This window comes from Chryseobacterium takakiae, assembly GCF_900129385.1.
Taxonomy (GTDB): domain Bacteria; phylum Bacteroidota; class Bacteroidia; order Flavobacteriales; family Weeksellaceae; genus Chryseobacterium; species Chryseobacterium takakiae.
Window position 1 is genome coordinate 37,984 of record NZ_FQVO01000018.1, and the last position, 25,976, is coordinate 63,959.

Genomic DNA, 25,976 nt, shown 5'->3' on the forward strand with positions numbered 1-25,976 from the left:
ATAATAATTATGGAAACGAATGCTTATGATCAAAAACTAAACCGCTACGAATTAAGCAGTACCATTGTATACACAGGTTTTTCAAGCTATAAAGATGCCGAAGAATACGCTCAGAAAAAAAATGGCGAATTGGTGGAAGTAGGTTTCAAAGATGGAAACGATAACCCTATAATAGGCGATGAAGCACATTTGATTGATAAAAAGCTGCATTATTTTGTTGATGCGGGAGATGAGTATAAATTCATCCATTCATCCGATCCGGGTTTTAAAGAATATGCGGATGAACTTCAGAAAATAAAAGCAAAGCTATTGCAGTCTCCACCGGATGAAAGGTACCTTACCAATTTCGAGATTGAAAATACCGAAGATCCGATTGTTGTCCTTAAAAATGATCATTTTGAATCGGTAACTTCACGAGAGCGGTCGAAATACATGAAACACGCAAAAGTGTATGAAATAGGAGTTTCAGTACCAATATCTTAAAATATAATATTATGAGCAAGAACAAATATTCAGAAAAAGCTCAGGACAAAGTAGAGAAAGTAATGCACGAATTTAAGGAAGGAAAGCTAAAGTCTTCTTCCGGAGATAAAGTGAAAAGCAGAAAGCAGGCGGTAGCCATAGGGATTTCTGAAGCAAGAGAAGAGGGCTTAAAAGTGCCTAAAGAAAAAAAGAAAAAAGATTAATTTTATAAAAGCCCGGCTTGAAAATTTTCAAGCCGGGCTTTTCATTTTGTAACAAGTGTTATCGTTTGTCAGTTTGAGTGTTTTTCGCAGCGAAGCGGAGAAAAATGTATCGAGAACTGGCTACGGTATATAAATAGTTTAACATCAATCAACAGCTATCCTTTGTAATTATAAAGCATCTGATAATATTCATCCGCCATTCGGTCACTGTTAAACTGATCTTTAACATCATTCATTGAATTGTACTGTATTTTTCTCCATTGATTCGGATGATCATAATAAGCAGGAAGAATTTCGTTTTCAAGAATTTCGTACAGCTTGTTCATGTCATAATTATCCTGTTCATAAACGCTCATATTTTCGTAATCTCCTTTCGGTACAACGAAAGAGTTTTCTCCATGTTTTGCAAATTCAGGAATCCAGCCGTCGTCCGTGGAAAGATTTACGGAACCATTCATCGCGGCAGTCATTCCTGATGTTCCGGAAGCCTCTCTCGGAACTCTCGGATTATTGAGCCAAAGATCAGATCCCTGTTTCAGTAATTTACTTAGGGCAAGTTCATATCCTGTAAGAACTGCCATATTTTTATTGTTCTTGCTTTCTTCTACCAGTAAATTAAAAATAGAAATAGCAGAATAATCCATAGGATAGGGTTTCCCTGCAAAAATGATCTGTACAGGATGTTTCGGATTATTCAGAAGCCTGTAAAATCTTTCTTTGTCCTGCAAAAGAAGATCTGCCCTTTTATATCCTGCAAATCTCCTTGCCCATACGATGGTGAAAATATTTGGGTTAAAAAGATCGCCCGTCTGGTCTGCAACTACTTTAAAAAGTCTTTTCTTAAGATGTTTTTTACGGTAATCAAAAACCGTTTCATCATTTTCATCTTTAGCATTATACAAAGGTTTGTCTGACCAGTACTTGAATTCCTGTGCATTGGTAATAGAGGTAATTTCACATATTCCGTCATACTTGCTCCACATGGCTCTCGAAACGTCACCATGCAGCTGAGAAACACCATTGGCAATATGCGCCATCTTAAGAGCGCACAAAGAATGGTTGAAACGGTCATCACCGGAACCTTCTATTCTCTTCACATCATCCATACTGAACCCGGAAAAATAAGACATTTCATAACAAAGTCTCAGGCTGTGTTTTTCATTCCCGGCTTCCTCGGGAGTGTGGGTAGTGAATACCAGCTTTTCTTTTACCCTGTTCAGGTCTCCGCTGTATTTTTTAAGCAGATGAAATGCTGCAGGAAGTCCGTGCGCCTCGTTAAGATGATAAATATCCCTCTCCAGATTCATCTCATCAAGCAGCTTGGCACCGCCTTTCCCTAAAAGAATATATTGGGCAAGCTTCGTAGACTCGTTTGCGTCATAAAGCTTATGGCAAATGGTTTTTGAAACATGGTCGTTTTCCGGAACATCCGTTGAGAGCAAAAACATGGGTGCTGTATGAAAAATTTCAGGATCAAGATACCATACTTTTACCCAAACCGGCGCGCTGTGGATTTCGATCTGGAATTTTATGCCAGTATCTTCAAGGAAACTGTACATTTTTTTAGTCCAGACCGGCTGTAAGGTCTGGTCATGATTTCTAGCTTGATCATAGTATCCGAATTTCCACAAAATTCCGATTCCAATAAGATCCTGTTTCAGATTATAAGCGCTTCTCATATGAGATCCTGCTAAAAATCCGAGTCCTCCGGAATATATTTTAAGAACCTGCTCTATGGCAAATTCCATTGAAAAATAAGCTACTTTTTTAGAGTATTTGGGATTGGTGCCAAAAGGCATTTTAAAGTTTCTAAAATCCATCACAGTTTTATATTTGAAAGCCAAAGGTATTAATTATGAAAGTAAACTAAATGTTAAATATCAGATAAATTATTTTAAAAGAAAATATAGCATTGAATTTTTACTTATCTTTAAGTTGTAATTTTTTGATAATCAAAACTTCATGACATGAAACCGAAAGTTTTATGTGTTCCATAACAATAAAATATAAGCACATGAAAAAGACTTTTTCTGATGAAGATTTAATTAAAAATCTAAGCCTTTATTATCTCAACCGGCATTTGAAAAAAAAGCCGATCGAAAAATATCACCGTACCATAGATCAGTCTCCCTTACATGATCGGGAAAAGTATAAGAAAAAAACTGAGATCTTACTGCTTAATTCTTTTATGCACCATTTTCCTGAAGTAAAATTTGAGGATTTAACCTGTGAAAGTCCGGATTTTATAGCAAAATTCAATGACAAGAAAATAGGGATAGAACTCACCGAAGTGATTAACCATCTTGAAATGAAGAAGATCGAAAGCAGCTTAAACAAAATTTTCCGTCAGGCAGAAATAGTATTGGAACAGGAAGACACTACGAAATATCGTGGTGTTTATTTTTTGGAATTCCACTCCAATATCCGGCCCGATACACTGGAAAATCAACAGGAAATTATCCTCAATATCTACAAAAGCATCAAACGCGGAAAAGCATATGGTTGCGTAAAGAGCTTAAGAAAATCCTTTCACAGGAGAAACGTATTTATCACCCATGAATACAATATGAACCTCTTTGATGAATTGTGCTCTGAAAAAATTGTAGAACTTATAGAAAAAAAGAACGAAAAGTTTCCATATTACGATACTTCGGTAGACGAATGCTGGCTCGTGATTGTTTCGGATATGAATTCTATTGCTTCACGTTATACTTTTATTCAGGATAAGGAACACCTGCATCAGGTAAAAAGTCCTTTTCATAAAATTTTTCACATCGAAAATCTTTGCGGAAATATTACGAGTATAAAGTGATTTGTTGAGTATCTTTCATTGTTTTTCAATTTATGATGAATTATGTTAAATTAAAATAGCATAATCGATATGGAATGTTTATATTTGATATAAACAAAAATCACTGAATATAACCAAATTGAAAAAAGTATGAAGAAATATTTACTCTTTTTTTTACTGTCATTATCCCGAGCGCTTTTTTCCCAGGCTGACTGTTCCACAGCACTCACTGTCTGTGGAAATTCAGATATCACGTATTCTCCTTCGGGAATTGGTGCTGTGAATGAAAATCTTGGAGGATGTCTTACTACTGGCGAACATAATTCCATCTGGTACAAAATCACCATAGCAACAGGCGGAACCCTTACTTTTGATCTGGTGCCGAGCGATCCGGATGCCGATTACGACTGGGCGGTATACGGTCCGAATGTTAATTGCGGAAATCTGGGAGCACCGATACGCTGTAATGCAGCAACTGTAATAGGCGTAGGAGCCTCTACCGGACTGAATATGACGAGTACGATTACTTCCGCAGCTGGTGGCTCTTTAACACCGTACTGCAAATATCTGGATGTGCTGCCTGGACAAACCTATTATCTTTACATTGACAATTGGGTTGATGTGTTTAACCCTACTATGGCTCCTTTTTCGCTTACCTGGGGCGGAACGGCAACCCTTGCGTCTCCGTTTACCAATCCTAATATCCAGACACAGCCTTTCACGCCACCGGGAGCTCCGGCTGCAAATCCAGCAGATCCAAGAGAGATCATTATCTGCCAAAATCCTGCTGTTTTTGATTTCAGTACGTTAACGGCAGGTATCCTGAACGGAAATTCGAATTTTCAAATTACGTATCATACTTCTCAAAATAATGCGCTTTCGGGAGCGAATCCTATTCTTACGCCACAAACAGTAAATATGGCATTAACGTATTATTACAGCATTCATTATCAGGATCCGGCAGACCCTAATAATCCGATCAATTCCTGCAGACAAACGGGAGCATTTAAATTTAAACAAGGAAATATTACCGGAAATAATGTTACTCTTTACAGCTGTAATAACAATAATGCAGGGACTGCTACTTTTAACCTTACTTCTGCAGCGGTTTTCGCTGATCCTACCGCTACAAAAAAATATTACAATACCCTGAATGATCTTAATGCAGGAATTAATGAAATTACAAACCCTGCCGCGTTTGTTTCCGCTGAAGGAATCATCTATGTGAAAATTACTTCTCAGTACGGTTGTATAGCTGTAGCTGAGATTACTTTGAAATTTTACCCGGTTGTTATCGTGGCAGAAGCAACATTAAGATCGTGTTTTATAGAATCAAACCCTTCTACGGCTTCATTTAATTTAACAACGGCTCCGGTAACTGCCCAAACGGGGACAAAAACCTATTTTCCTTCTCTTGCCGATGCGCAAAATAATACTAATGCCATCTCAAATCCTGCTAATTATATTGCATCCAACGGTGTCGTATTTATAAGAGTAACCAATGAAAACGGCTGTTTTGCCATTGCCAAAGTTAATCTGGTTGTTCTTCCGCCTGTGTATTCTAATGTTCTTCAGGATAAAATTATCTGTATGGAAGATAAAACAACACTGGATGCAGGACCCGGCTTTACCGCTTATGAATGGAGTACGGGTGGCACGACCCAGACCATATCCAATGTGGGTGTGGGAACATATTGGGTAAAACTGAAAACGGGAGATTGTACCACATTGCAAACCGTAAAAATTTATGCTTCCGAGCAGCCTGTCATCTCTTCTGTGGATATTGCGAATACTACAGTAACGATAAATGCCACAGGAGGAACAGGTCCGTACAGCTATTCTACAGACGGTATCAACTGGCAGGAATCTAATGTTTTAACAAATATTCCAAGAGGGGATCATCATATTTTTGTTAAAGATGCCTATGATTGTGATCCTATTGATATCACGATTGTTGTACCGAATTTAGTGAATGTTATTACTCCGAACGGAGATGGCGTTAATGATATAATTGATTATTCTGCACTGGGAAATAAACAAAATCTCATATTTAATATTTTCGACCGGTACGGAAATAAAATCTTTCAGGCTGATAAAATGAATGGATATCAATGGAATGGAACCACAGGAGGTAAAAAAGTTCCGACCGGCACTTACTGGTATTCCGTAACATGGAACGAAAATGATAAAAAGAATACATTAATCAAGTATTCGGGTTGGGTGATGGTAAAAAACAGAGATTGATCTATATAATTAAACTGCCTCGAAAGAGGTGGTTTTTATTTTAAATTATTTTTTGAGCATTAATGGTTATGAAAAATTTCAAAATACAGAAAGATAAAGGAATTGTTTCTGAGCAATTTTTAAACAGAAATATCCATGACTTTTATTCAGCCTGTCATTATATTTCAATGTTGCCATATAAAAGAAATACAGATAAACACGATATTCTCTGTGTATTTAATGATTCAGGCGGAACATGCAGTACAAAACATGCAGTACTGAGAAAGCTCGCACTTGAAAATGATGCTGCTGAAATAAAACTTATACTCGGAATTTTTAAAATGGATGCAGGATATACGGGTAAAATTAAAAATACATTAGAGAAATTTAACCTGGAATACATTCCCGAAGCGCATAATTATCTGAAAATTGAGCAAACATATTACGACTTTACAAAGGCCAATTCCAATTATCATGATTTTAAAAATAAACTGCTGATTGAAAAGGAGATAGAATATAATCAAATTGTTGAAGAAAAAAGTGCATTTCATCAGGACTTCTTTAAAAATTGGATTAATACAGAAAATCTTAATTATAGTTTACATAAAATCTGGGAGATCAGAGAACAATGCATTCAGGATTTGCAGAAAAGGGATGATTGTGGAACTGATAATTTTTCTCCCGTTTGCTATCAAAACAGTCAGGAAGTTAGAGATGAATTTAAACAATAGACTGAATCAATTTACAGTTTGTATTAAATTGATTATCTTTGCAGCCACAAAATTCAGGATTAATAAATGTCTCAATTTCACAGAACTGCCGCATTTCATACCTTAGGCTGCAAATTAAATTTTGCGGAAACATCTACCATTGCCCGTCAGCTGACGGATGCAGGGTATGAAAAAGTGGGTTTCGATGAAAAAGCGGATATTTACGTAATCAACACCTGTTCTGTTACGGAAAATGCTGATCGTGAGTGTAAACTTCACGTGAAAAGAGCGATGAAAGCCAATCCTGAAGGACTGGTTGTCATTGTGGGATGTTATGCGCAGTTGAAGCCTGAAGAAATTTCACAGATTGAAGGAGTAGATCTTGTATTGGGAGCTAAGGAAAAATTCAATATCCTAAGCTATCTCGATGATCTTGAAAAATCTGAAAATGAAGGAATTGTGCACTCCTGTGAAATTGAAGAAACTGATTTTTTTATCGGAAGCTATTCTATCGGAGACAGAACCAGAGCTTTCCTGAAAGTTCAGGACGGCTGCGACTATAAATGCACGTACTGTACCATTCCTTTGGCAAGAGGAATTTCCCGTTCTGATACCATTGAAAATGTACTGAAAAATGCCAGAGAAATTTCCCAAAGAGATATCAAAGAAATCGTTCTTACCGGAGTTAATATCGGTGATTACGGAAAAGGAGAGTTTGGAAATAAAAAACATGAACATACCTTTCTGGATTTAATTTCCGAGCTGGACAAAGTGGATGGGATCGAAAGAATCCGGATTTCTTCCATTGAGCCGAATCTATTGAAAGACGAAAGTATAGAGCTGGTTTCCAAAAGCAGAAGCTTTGTTCCGCATTTTCACATTCCGCTGCAATCGGGAAGTGATGAGCTGCTGAAAAAAATGAAGCGCCGTTACCTTACCAAATTGTATAAAGACAGGGTTGCTAAAATCCGTGAGGTAATGCCTCATGCTGCAATTGGTGTCGATGTCATTGTAGGCTTTCCGGGAGAAACGGAAGATTTGTTCATGGAAACCTATAACTTCCTGAATGAGCTTCCGATTACCTATCTCCACGTATTTACCTATTCCGAAAGAGAAAATACGGAGGCTGCCGCAATGGACGGAATTGTACCGATTTCTGAAAGAAAGAAGCGTAATAAAATGCTGAGAATCCTTTCCGAAAAGAAAAAGATGGCATTCTATCAGACCCAGCTTGGGAAAACGCTTCCCGTACTTTGGGAACATGAAAATAAAGACGGAAAAATGTTTGGCTTCACGGAAAATTATGTGAGGGTACAGAAAGATTTTGATGCAGCGTCCGTAAACCAGATTGAATTCCTGAAACTGGACAGAATAGAAGCTGATGGTACGGTTTCCGTACAGTATTCTTTTGAGAAATTTTTAGAGAAATTGTAATGTGTGCTTTTTAGGCTCTAAAAAAATCAGCTTAGTATCTTTTCAATCAATAAATCAATGTAATGGCTATAGTAAAAGTGTTTTAAAAACCTGTATGATATTTTTTCTTTTACGCTAAAATAAAAAGGGGCATATGCGCCCCTGTATCATTCTTGCCTTTTGGGCAATTAATTTGGTTTTACAGTTTTCTGGCCGGGCTTCCGACATACACTCCTTCTTCACGGATATCTTTAACAACAATTGCACCCATCCCAATGGTTACATTATCACAAACTTTTATTCCCTGTCTTATGGATGAGCTTGTTCCGAAATAAACATTATCTCCAATTTCGCAGTTTCCACTGATGTTTGTTGAAGGTGCTGTCGTAAAGTAATCTCCGATTTTACAGTCGTGCCCGATGGTTGTGAGCAGATTTAAATGGGCATGCTTACCGATCTTAATATCTGTGGTAACAATTGTTCCTGCTGTAATGATAGTTCCTTCACCAATTTCAACATATTTAGAAATGATGGCTGAAGGATGGATAAGGGTTGTATATTTTGTTTCCTTTGGAAGTCTCTCAACGACTGTTTTTCGAATTTTGGGATCTCCTATGGCAATCAGGACGTGGTAGTCAGCTGGATTAAATTGATCCTCGGTAATTACAGGAATTCCATGAACATTTCTTACATTCTTACAAAATTCATCCGTTTCCATGAAGCAGGCAATATCTTCTAATTTTAAATCTGTACCGGCAATACAATCACTTAAACACATAAGTACTTCCTTACCAAACCCGCTCGCGCCAACAATTAGAACTTTGTTGTCAAATTTTATCATATCTCTATCTTGATTTTTCTTCTAATGGTAACAAACGCTCAAATTTACGCAATTGTTTTTTATGGATTGAAATTATTTTTACTTTATATGCGTATAAAGTAATTTATTAACACATAATTAAAATATTGGAAATTTTGTATATTTATAAAACATTGAAAATTAAGCCGGTGTATTGGTTCGGCAGATACCACAAAGAATGGCTGCGGAATATCAGATTTTACTATGTTTCAGCCATTAAAATCTTTTTTAATCTTTATCTTTATAAAAAAATAATAGAAATGAGAGATAAGTTTTTATCTTGGGGACTGGTATTGGTGATTGTTACCTGGGTTGTAGCATTACTGATCAGGGCACATTACTGGATACCTATTCTTTTGACGGCCATTTATGCATTAGGGGTTTACAATACCTATCAGACAAAACATGCAATTCTAAGAAATTTTCCTGTATTAGGCTATTTCAGGTACTTTTTCGAAAATATTTCACCGGAGATGCAGCAGTATTTTATTGAAAGGGAAACAGACGGAAAACCGTTTCCAAGAAATCAGCGTTCTGCAGTCTACAGAAGAGCCAAAAACTTGGGGGATACTGTTGCTTTTGGAACGCAGCTGGAAATCAACCATCGAAAATACGAAGGAATCAAACACTCTATTTATGCAAAGTCGCCTTCGGAAGAACTTCCTAGAGTATGGGTAGGAGGGGCACAGTGCACGCAGCCTTATCATGCTTCTTTATTGAATATTTCAGCGATGAGTTTCGGATCCTTGAGTGACCGTGCCCAGATTTCCCTGAACAGAGGCGCTAAAAAAGGGAACTTTTATCATAACACAGGAGAAGGAGGCATTTCACCTTATCACCTTGAAGGAGGGGATCTTTGCTGGCAGATCGGGACAGGCTACTTCGGGTGTCGTGATGATGAGGGAAAGTTTAATGCTGAACTCTTTGCAAAATATTCCAATCTTCCCAATGTAAAAATGATTGAAATTAAACTTTCTCAGGGCGCAAAACCAGGACACGGAGGTGTTTTGCCAGGGGTGAAAAATACTCCGGAAATTGCGAAAATCCGTCATGTCACTCCGGGAATGACAATTATTTCGCCACCATCTCATTCCGCATTTTCTGATGCAGCAGGATTGCTGAGATTCGTACAGGAACTGCGGGAGCTTTCCGGAGGAAAACCTGTTGGTTTTAAATTATGTATAGGTGATACTAAGGAATTTGAAGATATCTGCGTCCAGATGAATGTCTTAAAAATTTATCCTGATTTCATTACCGTAGACGGTGCAGAAGGAGGAACCGGCGCGGCGCCGCCGGAATTTTCAGACGGGGTGGGAATGCCATTGGAACCTGCATTGATTTTTGTAAACAGAACGCTTAAAAATTATAATCTGAGAAATAAACTTCGTGTCATTGCCAGCGGAAAGGTTTTAACAAGTCTGGATATCCTGAGAGCTATTGCAATGGGCGCGGATATGTGTAACAATGCAAGAGGCTTTATGTTCTCGTTAGGCTGCATTCAGGCATTGAGATGTAATTCCAATAATTGTCCTACAGGTGTTGCCACTCAGGATAAAATGCTGATCAAAGGGCTGGATGTTACCGATAAAGCAGAAAGGGTATATCATTTCCATAAAAATACACTGCATACCTGTAATGAACTTATTGCGGCAGCAGGAAGAAGTTCTTATGAAGAAGTGGATGCAACCATGTTTATGAGAGGTGATGAGTTTGATCATCTTTCAGATCATTATTTCCCAGACATTCTGGGAAATGTAAAACATAAATCAGGATTCTGATCATAAAAAAACGCTTCATATTCTGAAGCGTTTTTTGTCTATTTTTCATTCGCCGGCCTTAAGTTGGCTTTATAAATTTCAAAGTTAAAAACAAAGCAATTATTTTTAAGCGAAAATCCTGTATAGTTATAATGCACATCTCTTGCAAATGCCGCTCTTGAAGGAACAATGATTACGCCCTGTAAATTATACGGGTCACCATCATCTTTATTTTCGTACCCTTTAAAGTATTTCAATCCTTCCTGAAGTCCTTCGATTTCGTAATAGCTTCTTTTTTTTGCATCATCGCTGGTCGCACTCTCAAGAACGTTGTTTTTTACATAATAGTAAGGCGGATCTGTCGCTGGTGAGCCAGAGCCGTTAATAGTATTTAAAAGAACTCCTGCGCTTCCGAAAGATATATTTCCATCACTTTCTGCTGCAAGATAATAATTGGCCCTCATCATTACTCTGATTTGTGTGGCATTGTCTGCCGTGGAATTGGTCTCAAGGGTTACACCGGGAGATGGCTGTGCTCCGTTTCTTATGATATAAACCACTCCTGAAGGAAGTTTTACAGGATTAAGCTCGGAAAGTTTTTTTTCATTGTCATCAGAAGCGTCTGTAGAACTGAAAGCTTTTATATTTCCCTGCGCATCAAGATAATTATTATCCATAAACTTTTGAATAGCCTGGTCGTCATATGAATTTCTTACCGATACATCTTCAGGTTCTATAAAAGTTTCAACCTCATCATCCTTTTTACATGCAGAAAAGCAGAGAGATCCCGCAAGGATATATAAAAATATTTTTTTCATTTCAAAAACTTTAATTACTTTACAAATAATATAACGGCAAAAGTATAAAAAATTATGAGAATAGATAAATTTTTATGGAGCATTCGTTTTTATAAGACAAGAACCATCGCTACAGAGGAAATCAAAAAAAACAGGGTTTCTATCGGCGAGTCTGTGGTAAAGTCTTCTAAAGAGGTGAAAGAAGGAGATGTCATTAAGATCCGTAAAAATCAAATTGATTATAAAATTAAGGTAATTCAGATCCCTAAAAGCAGGATAGGAGCAAAGCTTGTTCCGCTACATATCAAGGATGTGACGGATAAAGAGCAGTACGAACTTCTGAAAATGCGTAAAATGTCCCAGGATTATTACAGGATCAAAGGAGAGGGAAGGCCCACTAAAAAAGACAGAAGGGATATGGATGATTATGTGGAAAATGATATTTCTTCCGATTTTACCGATTGGGATGATTTTTTTGGTGAAAAGGATGGTGACAATTCAGAAGATGATTAATAAATAAAGCTCTAGAGATAGAGCTTTTCTATTATTTCAGCTACAATTTCTTCAGGTTGTCTGTTGTCTGTAACCACATGAAACTGTGCCTTACTGTAAAAAGCGTTTCTCTCAAACAAATGCTTGGCAATGAATTCGGGAAGATCTTCATCGGCTATATTGGCAATGAGCGGACGTTTTTCCTTTTGTTTGGATAGCCTTTCTGCTAAAGTTCCTACGGAAGCTCTCATGAAAACACTTCGGGAATTACTGTTGATGATTTCCATATTATTGTAGTAGGCAGGCGTTCCTCCGCCCAGGCTCAAAACCAGATTTTCTTCAGTAGCAAGAATTTCTTCCAGTGCCTCACGTTCCAGCTTTCTAAAGTAGATTTCTCCCTTTTTTGCGAATATTTCAGGAATGGTTAATTTATTTCGCTTAGAAATCTCTTTATCGAGGTCAATAAGTCTAAAATTTAGTTTTTCGCTTAATATTTTGGAAATGTGAGATTTGCCACTTCCCATGTATCCGACCAGTGAAATTATCATGAATTTTTTTTAAACAAATTTGCAAAAAAGTTTTGAGAAATAAAAAAAAGCTATATCTTTGCACCACTTAAAACAAGGGACATTATCATTATGAAAACTTGATAATAAAGTGGCCGACTCGGTAGCTCAGCTGGTAGAGCAATACACTTTTAATGTATGGGTCCTGGGTTCGAATCCCAGCCGGGTCACTAGCAAAAAATTACTGGATTTTTGTAATTTTATTGCCTGTGTGGTGAAATTGGTAGACACGCCATCTTGAGGGGGTGGTTTCCTAAGGATGTGCTGGTTCGAGTCCAGTCGCAGGCACAATGCAGAAAATGAAATAGTTAATACTGAGAATAAAAATTTTATTTATATTTATCATTATTAATTGTGACCGACTCGGTAGCTCAGCTGGTAGAGCAATACACTTTTAATGTATGGGTCCTGGGTTCGAATCCCAGCCGGGTCACAAGTTTACTGAAAAGTAAATTTTTTTCATATTAATATTTTGTGATTTGGTGTTTCAAAGGCTTCCCTCAGGAGGCCTTTGATTTTTTATGTACTCCAATCATTTTCTTTTTTTTAAAATTTTTTCAACCTGAAATTACAGTAAAAAAAACGCCACTCGGAAAGTAACGTTTATGTTTTAGTTGGTTAAAGATTAAGTTTAGATTTAATTAATCCAGATGTATATTGTCGATCAATCGCACTCCGTCTACAACGACTACGATAAATGCCCTGAAACTTCTGTCTTTATAAAAGAAATCAGTTTCTTTTAATGTTTTCTCATCGGCGATCAGGAAATATTCAAGCTGCATTCCTCTCTGGTTATCGAAAACCTCTTGTACCCGCTGTTTAATTTCCGGAACCGTTAATACACGGAACCATTCATTGACTTTTTTTAACGTTTCATAAATTATTTTTGAAGCTTCTCTGCGGTCTTTATCGAGTCTCTGGTTTCGGGAACTTAAGGCCAGTCCGTTTTCTGCCCTGAAAATAGGAACTCCAATTATTTTAATAGGAAGCTTTTTCTTTTCAGTCATCTTTCTGATAATGGCAAGCTGCTGAAAATCCTTTTCCCCAAAATAAGCACTGTCCGGTTTTACCTGTAAAAAAAGTTCTTCTACTACGGTTCCCACACCATCAAAATGGCCCGGCCTGGATTTTCCTTCCATCTCATTTTCAAGTCCATCAAAATCATAATGCCTGCTTTCGGTCTTTTCAGGATAGATATCGGTGACTTCAGGAATGTAAACCGCGTCTACCAACCCGGATTTTTCAAGGATCAAAATATCGCGGTTAATGTCTCTCGGGTATTTTTCAAGATCTTCCGCATTGTTGAATTGCGTTGGGTTAACAAAAATTGATGAAACCACCAGATCATTCTCTTCTCTTGCCAGTTTATAGAGCGAAAGATGGCCGTCATGGAGGGCGCCCATAGTGGGGGCGAAACCTATTTTCTTTCCCATTTCCTTCTGTCTTTCAATGAAATCCTGAAGAATCTTCTTGCTTTTTAAAACTTCCATAGTTTATTTTAATAGTAATTCAAAAATAGTAAAAATATCATATAGTTATGATACAGTTAGACATGGTTTTAATAATTTCAGACAGTGAATTATCGTAAAAAAATGTTAATTAAACTAATGTTGAATGTTTTTTCGTAATTTTGCGCATTAAAGCATTTTTACAAAAATTAGATAGAAGTTTATGCCGAATCAAAAAATACTGTACATTACTACAGAGATGTATCCATATCAGGAAGATACAAATATGGCTGCAGTGGTAAACAAAATGGCACTTAAGATGCACAATGAAGGCAATGATGTAAGAGTTTTTATGCCAAGATTTGGACAAATAAGTGAAAGGAAATTCCAGCTCCATGAGGTAATCCGCCTGTCGGGGATGAATATCATTATCAATGATCTGGATCAGCCTCTTATTATTAAAGTAGCGTCTCTTCCGGGGGAAAGACTTCAGGTATACTTTATCGATAATGAAGAATATTTCAAAAGAAAGCAATATTATTTTGATGATGAAGGAAATCCTTTTGATGATAACGACGAAAGAGCTATTTTCTTCGCCAGAGGCGTAATCGAAACCATTAAGAAACTCAACTGGGTTCCTGATGTGATTCATCTTAACGGGTGGATGTCATCTTTTGTTCCTATTTATCTTAAAACATACTACGAATCCGATACTTATTTTAAGGATGCAAAAATTGTTCTTTCGTTGTACAATGAAAAGGATGCCCCTTTAGCTTCCAATATTGACGAAAAGCTGAAGTTTGATAATATTTCAGGTCTTAAAGCGTTAAATAATCCAAGCGTTAAAACTTTTGTGGCCGAAAGTATGGACTATGTGGATATGATTGTAAAAGGTGATGAGTTTCTTGATGAAGACCTTGATAAGGCTTTCAATGAAACATCAACCCCGAAATCGGAATATCTGGACATCGATTCTATTAATCAACTTTATTAAGAAAACACATTTTTAATGATTCATACTGTTAAGAAGACAATCACCGCAATTTCTATGGTGGTTTTGGGAAGTATATTACTTTACAATTGTGAACCGGAAGCGGATACTTTGGGAGAACAGCTGTTTTTAGACGGGGCTGCACAAGGTAAGGAACAGGCTTTTCCTGTTATTGCATATAATATTAATAATAACGATACCATTCGTACGGATGCTGCAAAACTTACTTATGGAGTGTTGGGTGCTTTTAATGAAAGCCAGTTCGGAATGCAGAAGGCATCTTATCTTACTCAGGTTAAGCTATCCACTTATGATCCTGACTTTGGAACCAATGCCACTGTAGATTCTGTAGTTCTCGTGATAAAACCAAGATATGCCTCAGATTCTGTTACGACAAATACCGTAGATGATAATTACACTTATACTACAGCAGCAGATGGAGCGGTAAATGCGAAAAAAGTGGTGAATACATATCCTGTTTTAAAATTCGGTAAAGCAAAAAAGAGCTTGACCATAAAGGTAAATGAAGTACAGACTTTCCTTAAAGCAGCATCAGATACGGTAAAATCTAATGATGTTTTTGCGTTTGATTCCAATGAATTGGGTTCAAAAGTATTCAATGGAAATGCGAGTTCTATTGCCATTACAAAAGATGATGGTGGTACGGCATTATTTACTGCTTCAACGCCGGGAATCAGAATTCCGCTGGATAAGAATTTCTTCCAGACTAAAATCATTGCTAAAAAAGATCAGCCCGAGCTTCAGGATGCATCCAACTTTATCCGTTATTTTAAAGGATTAAGAGTTTCTGTTGCAGAGTCGGACGGATATTTGTTCCAGTTCTCTCCTAACGATATGGAGATGATCATGTATTATAAATATGATAAAACGGAAAACGGGACTACCACAAGACCGCAGACTTCATATTCATTTGTATTAGGATCAGGAAATGCTCATATCGGTCAGTATCAGTATGCCAGAACGGGTTCTGCAGTAGCTGGTGCCGGATATAACAGTGTTACTGGTGATGCAAAACTTTATGCACAGGCAATGGGAGGTAATTCTATAGGGATTAAAATTCCTGAGACTACTATTAATGATCTTAAAAATCTATATCAAAATAATAAAGCAGCTATAATAAGTGCTAAGATTAGAATTTATGTAGATCCTGCATGGAATAGTACAAAATATACAAAACCTAAAGAATTTACTTTATTGCGAAGATATGTTGATCCAAGTTCTACCAATCCTACTAAAGTTAGAACAAACTTCACCAACGATCTGTTAAAACTGGCAGGAGTTACCGGATATACTATTTTTAAAGCGTACAATATGGATACAGATAAAACATATTACGACTTTATTGTTACACAGTCCATAAAAGAAATGATTGAACCGGATAGCAAAGCGTCAACAGACAAAACCGAAACAAAATATTTTAAAATAGATTTAGGAAGTTTCGAAACAAGTTCCGACGGGATTACTCTTACCGGATACAAATCTACAACTACTCCTTATAATACAAGCAGAGCTGTATTTATTGGGACAGATGCAACAAATGCTAACCGAGTACAGCTTATGGTTACTTACGGGACAAAATAAAATTGAACAAAAAACACTTAAACACTTGATATAATTATGTGCGGAATCGTTGGATATACAGGCTTTCAAGACGCTTATGATATAGTAATTAATGGTCTTAGAAGATTAGAATACAGAGGGTACGACAGTGCCGGAATCGTTTTAGAAGATGGAAATAACAAATTAGAGGTTGAAAAAACGAAAGGTAAAGTTGAGGATCTTGTGAATATTTCCAGCCAGTTAAAAGGAAAAGCTAAAATAGGAATGGGACATACCCGTTGGGCAACTCACGGTGTGCCAAGCGACAGAAACTCTCACCCTCATTTGTCTAATAACGGCAAGCTTGCTATTATTCATAACGGGATCATTGAAAATTATGATACCATCAAAACAATGCTTACCGGAAAAGGATTCACCTTCAAATCTGAAACAGATACCGAAGTATTGGTCAATCTTATTCAGTATTTTATGGATCTTAATGCTGAAACGGATTTCCCTACCGCTGTAAGATACGCTTTAAATGAAGTTTACGGGGCATATGCTATTACCGTAATGCATGAAGATTATCCTGGAGTTCTTGTTGTTGGAAGATTAGGGTCTCCGTTGGCAATCGGAATCGGAGATAAAGAATATTTCATAGCGTCCGACGCTTCTCCTTTTGTGGAATTTACCAAAGAAGCGATTTATCTTGAAGAAGGTCACATGGCTACTATTTCATTGGAAAATGGTGTAGATATAAGAACGATTACTGAGAATTCTAAAATTATCCCTGAAATCCAGAAACTTAAGCTGAGTCTTGAGCAGATTGAGAAAAGCGGCTATGAGCATTTTATGTTAAAAGAAATTTTCGAACAGCCGAAATCCGTTCATGATACCATGAGAGGAAGATTGCTGGTTGAAGAAGGTGTTATCAAGATGGCCGGAATTTGGGATCATATCGAAAGATTCAAAAATGCCAACAGAATTATCATCATTGCCTGCGGAACATCATGGCATGCAGGACTTATCGGAGAGTATCTTATCGAAGAATATGCAAGAATTCCTGTTGAAGTAGAATACGCTTCTGAATTCAGATACAGAAATCCTATTATTACAGATAAAGATGTTGTTATTGCAATTTCCCAATCCGGAGAAACGGCAGACACCATGGCAGCCCTAAAACTCGCAAAAGAAAAAGGAGCATTCATTTATGGAATCTGTAATGTTGTAGATTCATCTATCGCAAGAATTACGGATGCAGGATCATATACGCACGCAGGCCCTGAAATTGGTGTGGCTTCTACAAAGGCTTTTACAGCGCAGCTTACTATTCTTAGCTTAATTGCGTTAAAATTAGGTAAACACAACGGAAACTTAGGAAATGCAGATTTCATGAGCTTAATCGCTGAATTGGATGCTATTCCTAAAAAGATCGAAGATGTATTAAGTTCTACTCATGAGCTGGTGCAGAATATTGCTAAAGATTTTGTCAATGCAACAAACTTCCTTTACTTGGGAAGAGGATACAATTATCCTGCAGCCCTTGAAGGAGCTTTGAAGCTTAAAGAAATTTCTTATATCCACGCAGAAGGATATCCGGCTGCAGAGATGAAACACGGGCCAATTGCGTTGATCGACGAAAATATGCCGATTGTTATCATTGCTCCTAAAAAAGGACATTATGATAAGATTGTAAGCAATGTTCAGGAAATCAAAGCAAGAAAAGGAAAGGTAATCGCTGTGGTAAATAATGGAGATACACAGGTAAGCGAAATGTCGGACTACGTTATTGAGATTCCTGAAACGTCAGAATGTTTCTCGCCGATCGTAGCATCAGTGCCTTTACAGCTGTTAGCATACTATATTGCAGTGTACCGGGGAGCTAATGTAGATCAGCCGAGAAACCTCGCAAAATCTGTAACTGTAGAATAAAAAATACTTGTAAATAAAATAAATTTAGATTTCTTTCGTTATTTCAAAAAAAATCTTAAAAGTTTCTTAAAAAAATTATATATTTACGGCTTAATTATAAAAATTAACATGAAAAGGATATTTCTTTTATTATTGTCTGCGTCAGTAGCGTCGGTATCTTGTTCAGGTGGTGGTACTTCTTCTGTGGGGAAACCAGGAACAAAAGGAGAGTTGATACCAAGAGAAAAAACAAAATCATTTGTTGCGGAAAGACCATACGGCATGGTTGCAATTCCTGCAGGATCGTTTGTTGCGGGGCTAACTGATGAGGATTTTACAGACAGTCCTGAAAAAGCTCAGGCAAAAACAGTTACTGTTTCTTCTTTCTTCATGGATGAAGCAGAAACTACCAATGCTGAATACAGAGTATTTATCAATTATGTAAGAGATTCTATCGCAAGAACGCTGCTTGCTGAAGCTGCCGGAGAAGGTGGTGAAGGTAGAGGTAGAGGACAAAGCATAGGAGATTATGCATATCTTGCTCAAAAAGAAGAAAATTTAACACCATATCAGGAATATTTAGAAGCACAGGGAGGAGGAGACGAAAGCACTTTCGATCCTACCAAAAAAATCGACTGGAAAGTTCCATTGCATTGGAATACATCCAAATATCCGGATGTAGAATATGCAGAGGTTCTGGAGTCAATGTATTTACCTGCTTCTTCAAGAATTGGTAATGAAAGAATCCTTGATGTTAGTAAACTTAAATATACTTACAGATGGGGAGATATGGATGTTGCTATGGCTGAAAAAGAAAGAGGTGTAAACTACCTTAGAAGTGAAAGCATCGCCATCTATCCTGATACAACCGTTTGGGTAAAAGATTTCCATTTTGCTTATAACGAACCATTGTTCGAGCAATATTTCTGGCACAAAGCTTACAAAGATTATCCGGTAGTTGGAGTTACCTGGGATCAGGCAAGAGCTTACTGTAACTTCAGATCAAAACTGAAATCTGATTATAACGAAAGTTTAAAGAGAAGAAAACAAAGACCATTGCAGTTTAGACTTCCAACGGAAATCGAATGGGAATATGCTGCAAGAGGCGGAATGCAAAATGCGACTTATCCTTGGGGTGGTCCTTACTTGATGGACGACAGAGGTTGCTATTTGGCAAACTTCAAGCCTAAGAGAGGAGATTACATGGAAGACAACAAAAAAGGTACTTATACATATACTGCTCCTGTAAAGAAATTTAAGAAAAACGGTTATGGATTATATGATATGGCTGGAAACGTTTCTGAATGGACATTATCTGCTTACAACAACTCTTCATACGGGTTCTCATCTACTTTAAACCCTTCTACAAAAGATTTGGCTGATAACAAAAAATCAGTGAGAGGAGGTTCTTGGAAAGATGTAGGATATATGTTGATGAACGGTACAAGAGACTGGGAGAGAAAAGATTCAGCAAGAAGCTATATCGGATTCAGAACCGTACAGGATATTCCTGAAGCTGCTGTTAAGCCAAGAAAAATTAACAGATAATTTTTCAAACCATTTTATTTTTCAATAACAATTTTTTATTTAACATTAAAAAAAACTAACTTATATGTTTAAGACTAAAGATGCTTGGATGAATTTCTTCTATTCATTCGGTGCTGCAATTGTAATTCTTGGAGCTTGGCTTAAAATTACTCACATCAACATTGGACCTATTACAGGTAACGTTGCTCTTACAGTGGGACTTATTACAGAAGCGATCATCTTCATTATCTTCGCTTTCGACCCGCCAAAAACTGAAGAATCTTATGCTTGGGAAAACGTATATCCGGAATTATTAGATAAACATGCAAATCCAAATCCTTTGCACTCTAATGTATCAGCTAAAAATACAATCGATCATTTTGCTGAACTTGAAAACTCTCTTTCAGGAAAATTAGATAAAATGCTTCAGGATGCTAAATTGGATGTTCAGCTATTCGAAAGATTAAGAACAGGAATCGATAAATTTTCAAGTTCTGTAGACCAAATCAATCAAACGGTAGACGTTTCTGCTTCTACACATAAATATAATGAGCAATTAAATAAAGCGGCTCAGCACATGGAAAGCATGAATGCGCTTTATGCAATGCAGTTGGAAAACGGACAGAGACAGTCTGATTTTGCTAAAAAATATGTAGAAGATATGCAGAAGTCTGCTGAACACTCAGAAAAATTCAATCAGGAATTGCAAGGTTTAACAGCTAACTTAAATAACTTAAACAGAGTTTATGGTGGTATGCTAACTGCTATGAAGTCATAATCCTTAACCATTTCTAAATTTAACTACTTAACTAAAACAAAAAGAAAAGAATGGCACAAGGAAAACAGACACCTCGTCAGAAGATGATCAACCTGATGTATTTGGTGTTCATCGCGATGATGGCTCTAAATATTGATGCGGAAATCATTAGATCATATTATGACTCTACGGTTGCTTTAAAAGATACACGTTTATTAACAGAAAGAAAAAACGAAGATATCTTTGAAAAAACATTAGAGGCTAAAGCTCAGCAGGTACCAGATACTTATGCTCAGCCTTGGCAGCAATATCAACAGCTGAAGCTTAAAATCAATGCGTTGGTGCAGCATGCGGATCAGATCAAGGATAAACTTAAAAAAGAATCCGAATTCGTAGAAAAAGACCCTAAAACAGGAAAATTAGTTGATGTAAGCGAAAATTTTTCAGCACTGAATAACAACGAAGCAACTACAACTTATTTCTTTAAAGATGGAGATGAAAATTCTGCATCAAAAGGAGCTATGGAACTGAAAGCAAAAATTGATGACGTAAGAAATTATATCAATGCTACTTTCGGAGGAAATTCTCAGTTGAAAGATTTAATTGACAGAGCTAATAAATCATTGATCGCTGAATATCCTAAAGGTCAGTCGCCAAACAACAAGACATGGCTTCAGAATAAATTTTATCACCAGCCTCTTATTGCAGCATTGTCTAATCTTGAGATTATTCAGAATGATGCGAGAAACGTACAGTCTGATGCATTAGCTTTATTATTACAAGAAAAAGTAGATGCAAGCATCAAGTTTACAAGCTATGAAGCAATCGTTTCTGCTCCAGTAGATGTTGTGGCTGGTAAACCTGCTGAAGCGGTGGTAATGTTGGGTAACTATTCTAACAGTAATAAAATTAACATTTCCGGAGTTGCAAGACAGGAAAACGGTAAAGGGTATGCTACATTAAATACCAGCGGAATCGGACCACACACTTTAAGTGGTAACATTACGTTAACGGATGCTACAGGTAAAGCACAAAACTTCCCGTTCACACATACGTATAATGTAATTGCTGGTCCTCAGGAAGTGAAACTTCAGAAAGGTTTATTGCTTTCAGCTGATAAAATGAATGTAATGTACAGAAACCTTGATAACCCTGTTTCAGGTTCAATCTTGGGTGCCGATAATGCTAAACTATCCTTATCTGCTCCTGGAGCTACTGTTAAGAGTACAGGTCCCGGTAAATGGGATGTTAGACCAGGTGCAGGAAATGTTCTGAAACTGACTTTATCTGGAACAGATCCTTACGGAAAATCAATTTCGCAGGTTTTTGAATACAGAATTAAAAATGTACCTCCTCCACAAGGACAGATCAGAGGGAAGAATATGTTAACATTACCAGCGTCTTCAGTTGAGAATCAGCAGCTTCAGGCAGTTATTCCTGACTTTGATTTCCCGGTATCTTTCAACGTGACTTCGTTCATGGTAAGAGTACCTGGTAGAGCTTCAATGCAGGTTCAGGGGAATTCTCTACAAGGAGCAGCAGGAATGTTTAGAAATTTAAGACCTGGTGACGGCGTATATATCTTTGATATTAAAGCGACAGCTACCGGATTAGGAAATACTATTATTCCAAATATTTCACCTGTATTAATTAATGTTCAATAATAAGAATTATGAAAAAATATATTAGCAGTTTTTTAGTATTGGTTTCGGGATTCGCTTTTTCCCAGACTATCCTGAATGCTTCTTCTCCTGAAGAATTCAGAAAAATGAGAGCTGAGAACAAAATGAAAGTTGGAGATACTATCGTCGACAAAAAAGTAAAACCTTTAGAATATGGGTTTGTTGATGAGAAGGACATCCTTAAAAGCATGTTTGTTTGGGAGGTTATTGATATGAATGATAAGATCAATCAGCCTTTCTATTATAACAATCCGGACGGATTACTATCCTCAGAGACAAAATCTTTATATAAACTTTTGCTTGATGGTGCGCTAAACGGTGAAATTACGGAGGTTTATGACGATGAGAATTTTGTACAGAGGCTTACACCTGAACAAATCAAGTCTAGACTTGTTGACGTGAGAGTAGATGATGAGGCTATTAATATCTTAAACAGTGGACGTCAGCTTACAGAACAGGAGAAAAAAGAATTAACGGATATCTACGAAACAACTACCGAAAAAGTTAAAGTTTTAAAAGTATTCGGAATGTGGTTCATCGATAAAAGAGACGGACAATTGAAGTACAGACCTCTTGGAATTGCTGCAATGGGACCGGATCCGAAATTAATTGGTAGAACTACTCCAGATGGACAGCCTTTACCTGGTGCTGATGAGTTAATTGATCTTTTCTGGGTGTATTATCCAAATGCAAGAGAGATTTTGGCTAACAATTATGTGTATAACAGAAAAAATACCTCTGCAGATCTTTCTTTCGATGATTTGATCAATGCAAGAAGGTTCTCTTCTGTGATCTTCAAATCTTCAACAGGACTTGGTGATGGTGTTATTAAAGACTATATCCCAAGAGATGCTGATGAGCAGATGGAAGAAAGCGACAGAATCAAGTCGCAAATCCTTGAAATGGAAAATCAAATGTGGAATTACTAAATTTCATTTGATAATTATAGAAAACCTGAGTATTTTTACTCAGGTTTTTTTGTTATGGAAAATGTAGACTATATTATTGTGGGAGACGGTTATGCTTCGCTTTTCTTTGCCCATCAGCTTATAAAAAATAATAAATCATTCGTTGTATTCTCGGAAGAAAAAGAAAGTGCTTCCCGTGTTTCCGCAGGTATTATTAATCCTGTTGTACTCAAAAAGTTTACTACGTTTTGGAAGGCACAGGAACAAATTGATTTTTTAAAGGAAACTTTAAAAGAAATTGAAAAATATACCGGTCAGAATTATTTAATTGATGCACCCATTCATAGAATATTTCATGATGAGAATGAGCAGCAGCTCTGGCTTAAAAAATCATCAAATGATGAGCTCGTTCATTTTTTAGATCAAAATTTCACTCATTTAGACCTAGCACAAAACGATTTTAATTCGGGAAAGGTGAATCAGTCAGCCAGGCTTGATGTTAAAGGATTTTTCGTGGGTTTATTTGATTTTTTGGAAAATCATAAGCATTTGTTAAAAGAAAAATTCAATTATTCTGATATCAATACTTCCGACCATACTTATAAAAACTATCAGTATAAAAATATTTTATTTTGCGAAGGAATGGGAGTGAAGAACAATCCTTTTTTTTCTGAAATTCCCGTCAACCCCAACAAAGGTCATCATATCAAAGTTAAACTTTCTCAAACATTACCTGAAAATATTACCATTAAAAAGAAACACTTTCTTTTTCCCATTGACGATGAAAGGTATTTCTATGGCGGAACATACGACAGAGAACAGCTTCATCATGAGATTGATTCTTCTGCGGTCGAACAGCTTACAAACGGATTAAAGGAATTTTATCCTGAAGATTTTAGTGTTGAAGAAGTAAATTTCGGATTCAGGCCTACCGTAAAAGACAGACGACCTATCATTGGAAGACATCATAAACATCATGACATGTATGTTTTTAATGGCCTTGGTGCTAGAGGAATTCTCAATGGATGTTATTTTTCCAGAAGTTTATACGATTATATTGAAAAGGGAATTCCTCTTCATCAAGAAATTGCTCTTGAAAGATTTACATCATGATAATGGTAATAATTGAATCACGGCACGAAATTTCTTATCTTCAATAAAAGATAAGTTATGAATGAAAACATTCTTGGGATTGTAGCGGGAATTCTAACATCAGTATCCATGATTCCGCAATTAGTGAAAGTAATAAAAGAAAAAAATGCTGAAGACCTATCCTTTGTGATGATTTTGGTTCTGATTTCCGGGCTTTCTCTTTGGGTTTGGTACGGATTTTTAAAAGATGAGCTTCCGATCATACTTTCCAATGCTTTTGCTGTTATTGTAAACATCATTTTGTTAATATGCTGTATGATTTACAAAAAAAAATAAAGCACTTTTGATTGGCAAAAGTGCTTTTCAGATATATTATTTATTGTAGGTGCAGTTTAATAGGATGCCATTTTGGTATTGGAAACCTGTTTGTCTTTTTTATGATGAAACAATACCATATTGTAGCCTTTCCTTAAAAAAGTTACCTCTCCACGTATGTCAGAGTATTGGTAATCGGGATTTGTAGCCGTATACTCCGGAAGCTCATCACTTTTTCTCATCTCATAAGTTTTTCCGTCAAGACGAACAATTATCGTATTTTTAGTTTCATTTAGCGTTACCTCAAGCTTATCTCCATACGCATCCGTAAATACATTTTTTGTAATTTTATCATCAACTACCGTTTCTCTATCATTTAGATTTTGCAAATTAACTTCTTCTTCTTTAGACTGATGCCTGCACGCTGTTAAAGCAAAGACTAATATTATTGTAATTATTCGGAATATATTTTTCATAGTATTTTGTTTTGGTATAATATATTATTTTGGTGTTAATTACTTATAAATTTACAGTTTTATTAAAGATAATATGTTAATTTTTTATAAAATTTTATTAATATTTATGTTAGTGATAATAACTCCAACTTTTTAAATTTAAATTAATCTGGTAATAATAAATATATCTTGTGTAAATCCTTTCTATACTGTGTTTCAGAAATAGATTATAATATGATTATAAATAATTCACTATAGCTTATTATTTCATAAGGAAAAATTTTGGATTTATAATGCTAAAAGCTTCCATCTGCTTTTTATGATAAATTAACATTTTAACGCAATTTTTAATGATTCAACTTTGAGCAAATTAAATGCCATTGTTTATTGTGATTCAAATTATATTTTGTAATAAATTGAAAATTAAATTTTTATGATATTTTCATGCATGTCATAATTGATGTTTAACCATAATTCAGCTAATTTAAAGCAGTGTTAAATATTGTTAATGCATTGGATTATATTTGGTTTTTATTTGAAAGATGATCCATTGAAAACCTACATTTGTGTATTGAAATTATGAGAAATTATATCGTATATTTTTTGACAACACTTTTTCTGCTTTTTGTAGTAGAGAGCAAGATTAATGTCAGAACATTACAGAATAATTATACTCATACTTCTCAGAATTTACCTAAAAAAGCCAACCGTTTAAATCAAACTTACGAAAAGCTGTCTATGCAGCAGGCTGCAGGTGATGTGAGCAATGCTTACTCATTAGAATTGGCAGAAGATAACTTCCAGCTTTCGGATACTTTTCAGGCAATGGTGGCTTTCGCCAGTGTTTTTACATTGGTCTTTATTTTCGGGTTAAAAAGTTTCAAAAAATTAAAGCCTTCTATTCACGGCTATTTATCAGAATTTTCATCGGTTAAAAGATTTATTCTGATCCGTTCTATCAGAATCTAAAAAAACTTTATCGATCTTTTTTCTGCCGATTCTACGGCGGAAATAAACTGCGTTGTATTGCCGGCAA

The 25,976-nt window shown here is 36.3% G+C and carries 24 protein-coding genes and 3 tRNA genes; 21 read left to right on the top strand and 6 right to left on the bottom strand.

The features are described from left to right. The first annotated feature begins 9 nt into the window (after positions 1-9). Both BUA76_RS17505 and BUA76_RS17510 read left to right on the top strand, forming a co-directional pair. Entirely contained in the window at positions 10-483 is a 474-nt protein-coding gene (locus tag BUA76_RS17505) for a hypothetical protein (RefSeq protein WP_072886079.1), read from the top strand. 11 nt (positions 484-494) lie between these two features. Then, the gene (locus BUA76_RS17510; RefSeq protein ID WP_072886080.1) at positions 495-686 is read left to right on the top strand and encodes a DUF6496 domain-containing protein; all 192 of its coding nucleotides are present in this window, start codon (positions 495-497) and stop codon (positions 684-686) included. Between the two features lie 155 nt (positions 687-841). Here BUA76_RS17510 and glgP read toward each other — a convergent pair whose 3' ends face one another. Next, entirely contained in the window at positions 842-2,506 is a 1,665-nt protein-coding gene (gene glgP / locus BUA76_RS17515; RefSeq protein WP_072886082.1) for an alpha-glucan family phosphorylase, read from the bottom strand. Between the two features lie 194 nt (positions 2,507-2,700). On the opposite strand from glgP, the gene BUA76_RS17520 reads away from it, so the two are divergent. The 4 genes from BUA76_RS17520 to mtaB all read left to right on the top strand — a co-directional run bounded on the left by BUA76_RS17520 (position 2,701) and on the right by mtaB (position 7,844). After that, entirely contained in the window at positions 2,701-3,498 is a 798-nt protein-coding gene (locus tag BUA76_RS17520; protein ID WP_072886083.1) for a hypothetical protein, read from the top strand. 129 nt (positions 3,499-3,627) lie between these two features. Next, positions 3,628-5,721, top strand: coding sequence for a T9SS type B sorting domain-containing protein (locus BUA76_RS17525; RefSeq protein WP_072886084.1), 2,094 nt, complete (start codon positions 3,628-3,630; stop codon positions 5,719-5,721). Positions 5,722-5,789: 68 nt separating this feature from the next. Beyond that, the gene (locus BUA76_RS17530; RefSeq protein WP_228408505.1) at positions 5,790-6,431 is read left to right on the top strand and encodes a hypothetical protein; all 642 of its coding nucleotides are present in this window, start codon (positions 5,790-5,792) and stop codon (positions 6,429-6,431) included. A 66-nt stretch (positions 6,432-6,497) separates the two neighbouring features. Beyond that, positions 6,498-7,844, top strand: coding sequence for a tRNA (N(6)-L-threonylcarbamoyladenosine(37)-C(2))-methylthiotransferase MtaB (gene mtaB, locus BUA76_RS17535; RefSeq protein WP_072886086.1), 1,347 nt, complete (start codon positions 6,498-6,500; stop codon positions 7,842-7,844). A gap of 178 nt (positions 7,845-8,022) precedes the next feature. On the opposite strand, the gene BUA76_RS17540 is transcribed toward mtaB, so the two are convergent. Next, the gene (locus BUA76_RS17540; RefSeq protein ID WP_072886087.1) at positions 8,023-8,664 is read right to left on the bottom strand and encodes an acetyltransferase; all 642 of its coding nucleotides are present in this window, start codon (positions 8,662-8,664) and stop codon (positions 8,023-8,025) included. Between the two features lie 278 nt (positions 8,665-8,942). Between BUA76_RS17540 and BUA76_RS17545 the strand changes: the two genes are divergently transcribed. Continuing rightward, positions 8,943-10,460, top strand: a complete 1,518-nt coding sequence (locus tag BUA76_RS17545; RefSeq protein WP_072886111.1) for an FMN-binding glutamate synthase family protein — start codon at positions 8,943-8,945, stop codon at positions 10,458-10,460. A gap of 38 nt (positions 10,461-10,498) precedes the next feature. On the opposite strand, the gene BUA76_RS17550 is transcribed toward BUA76_RS17545, so the two are convergent. Beyond that, a complete protein-coding gene (locus tag BUA76_RS17550; RefSeq protein WP_072886088.1) occupies positions 10,499-11,257 on the bottom strand; it encodes a hypothetical protein in 759 nt (252 codons plus the stop codon). 54 nt (positions 11,258-11,311) lie between these two features. Here BUA76_RS17550 and BUA76_RS17555 point away from each other — a divergent pair, with 54 nt between their 5' ends. Next, positions 11,312-11,749, top strand: coding sequence for an RNA-binding S4 domain-containing protein (locus tag BUA76_RS17555; protein WP_072886089.1), 438 nt, complete (start codon positions 11,312-11,314; stop codon positions 11,747-11,749). An 11-nt stretch (positions 11,750-11,760) separates the two neighbouring features. On the opposite strand, the gene BUA76_RS17560 is transcribed toward BUA76_RS17555, so the two are convergent. Further along, positions 11,761-12,276 carry a shikimate kinase gene (locus tag BUA76_RS17560; RefSeq protein ID WP_072886090.1) on the bottom strand — a complete coding sequence of 172 codons (516 nt, stop codon included), beginning with the start codon at positions 12,274-12,276 and terminating at the stop codon, positions 11,761-11,763. A 115-nt stretch (positions 12,277-12,391) separates the two neighbouring features. On the opposite strand from BUA76_RS17560, the gene BUA76_RS17565 reads away from it, so the two are divergent. The 3 genes from BUA76_RS17565 (at position 12,392) to BUA76_RS17575 (ending at position 12,727) form a co-directional block, all read left to right on the top strand. After that, positions 12,392-12,464, top strand: a tRNA-Lys gene (locus BUA76_RS17565). Positions 12,465-12,499: 35 nt separating this feature from the next. Continuing rightward, a tRNA-Leu gene (locus BUA76_RS17570) sits at positions 12,500-12,582 on the top strand. A 72-nt stretch (positions 12,583-12,654) separates the two neighbouring features. Continuing rightward, a tRNA-Lys gene (locus BUA76_RS17575) sits at positions 12,655-12,727 on the top strand. Between the two features lie 208 nt (positions 12,728-12,935). Here BUA76_RS17575 and panC read toward each other — a convergent pair. After that, positions 12,936-13,784 carry a pantoate--beta-alanine ligase gene (panC, locus tag BUA76_RS17580; protein WP_072886091.1) on the bottom strand — a complete coding sequence of 283 codons (849 nt, stop codon included), beginning with the start codon at positions 13,782-13,784 and terminating at the stop codon, positions 12,936-12,938. Positions 13,785-13,965: 181 nt separating this feature from the next. On the opposite strand from panC, the gene BUA76_RS17585 reads away from it, so the two are divergent. The 9 genes from BUA76_RS17585 to BUA76_RS17625 all read left to right on the top strand — a co-directional run bounded on the left by BUA76_RS17585 (position 13,966) and on the right by BUA76_RS17625 (position 24,506). After that, positions 13,966-14,736, top strand: coding sequence for a glycogen/starch synthase (locus tag BUA76_RS17585; RefSeq protein ID WP_072886092.1), 771 nt, complete (start codon positions 13,966-13,968; stop codon positions 14,734-14,736). A 15-nt stretch (positions 14,737-14,751) separates the two neighbouring features. Then, entirely contained in the window at positions 14,752-16,335 is a 1,584-nt protein-coding gene (locus BUA76_RS17590; RefSeq protein ID WP_072886093.1) for a DUF4270 family protein, read from the top strand. A 36-nt stretch (positions 16,336-16,371) separates the two neighbouring features. Then, positions 16,372-18,225, top strand: a complete 1,854-nt coding sequence (glmS, locus tag BUA76_RS17595; protein WP_072886094.1) for a glutamine--fructose-6-phosphate transaminase (isomerizing) — start codon at positions 16,372-16,374, stop codon at positions 18,223-18,225. A 108-nt stretch (positions 18,226-18,333) separates the two neighbouring features. Further along, complete coding sequence (gene porK, locus BUA76_RS17600) at positions 18,334-19,752, top strand: T9SS ring complex lipoprotein PorK/GldK (RefSeq protein WP_072886095.1); 1,419 nt, start codon at positions 18,334-18,336, stop codon at positions 19,750-19,752. 64 nt (positions 19,753-19,816) lie between these two features. Further along, positions 19,817-20,509 carry a type IX secretion system motor protein PorL/GldL gene (gene porL, locus BUA76_RS17605; RefSeq protein ID WP_072886096.1) on the top strand — a complete coding sequence of 231 codons (693 nt, stop codon included), beginning with the start codon at positions 19,817-19,819 and terminating at the stop codon, positions 20,507-20,509. Positions 20,510-20,559: 50 nt separating this feature from the next. Next, entirely contained in the window at positions 20,560-22,152 is a 1,593-nt protein-coding gene (gene porM, locus BUA76_RS17610; protein ID WP_072886097.1) for a type IX secretion system motor protein PorM/GldM, read from the top strand. 8 nt (positions 22,153-22,160) lie between these two features. Further along, positions 22,161-23,099: a type IX secretion system ring subunit PorN/GldN gene (porN, locus tag BUA76_RS17615; protein ID WP_072886098.1), complete on the top strand. Its 939-nt coding sequence runs from the start codon at positions 22,161-22,163 to the stop codon at positions 23,097-23,099. 54 nt (positions 23,100-23,153) lie between these two features. Then, positions 23,154-24,191: an NAD(P)/FAD-dependent oxidoreductase gene (locus BUA76_RS17620; protein WP_072886099.1), complete on the top strand. Its 1,038-nt coding sequence runs from the start codon at positions 23,154-23,156 to the stop codon at positions 24,189-24,191. 57 nt (positions 24,192-24,248) lie between these two features. Continuing rightward, positions 24,249-24,506 (top strand): SemiSWEET transporter, encoded by a 258-nt coding sequence (locus BUA76_RS17625; RefSeq protein WP_072886100.1) that lies wholly within the window; start codon positions 24,249-24,251, stop codon positions 24,504-24,506. Between the two features lie 56 nt (positions 24,507-24,562). Here BUA76_RS17625 and BUA76_RS17630 read toward each other — a convergent pair whose 3' ends face one another. After that, complete coding sequence (locus tag BUA76_RS17630; protein ID WP_072886101.1) at positions 24,563-24,961, bottom strand: hypothetical protein; 399 nt, start codon at positions 24,959-24,961, stop codon at positions 24,563-24,565. Positions 24,962-25,519: 558 nt separating this feature from the next. Here BUA76_RS17630 and BUA76_RS17635 point away from each other — a divergent pair. Further along, positions 25,520-25,909, top strand: a complete 390-nt coding sequence (locus BUA76_RS17635) for a hypothetical protein (RefSeq protein ID WP_072886102.1) — start codon at positions 25,520-25,522, stop codon at positions 25,907-25,909. Positions 25,910-25,976 lie beyond the last annotated feature (67 nt).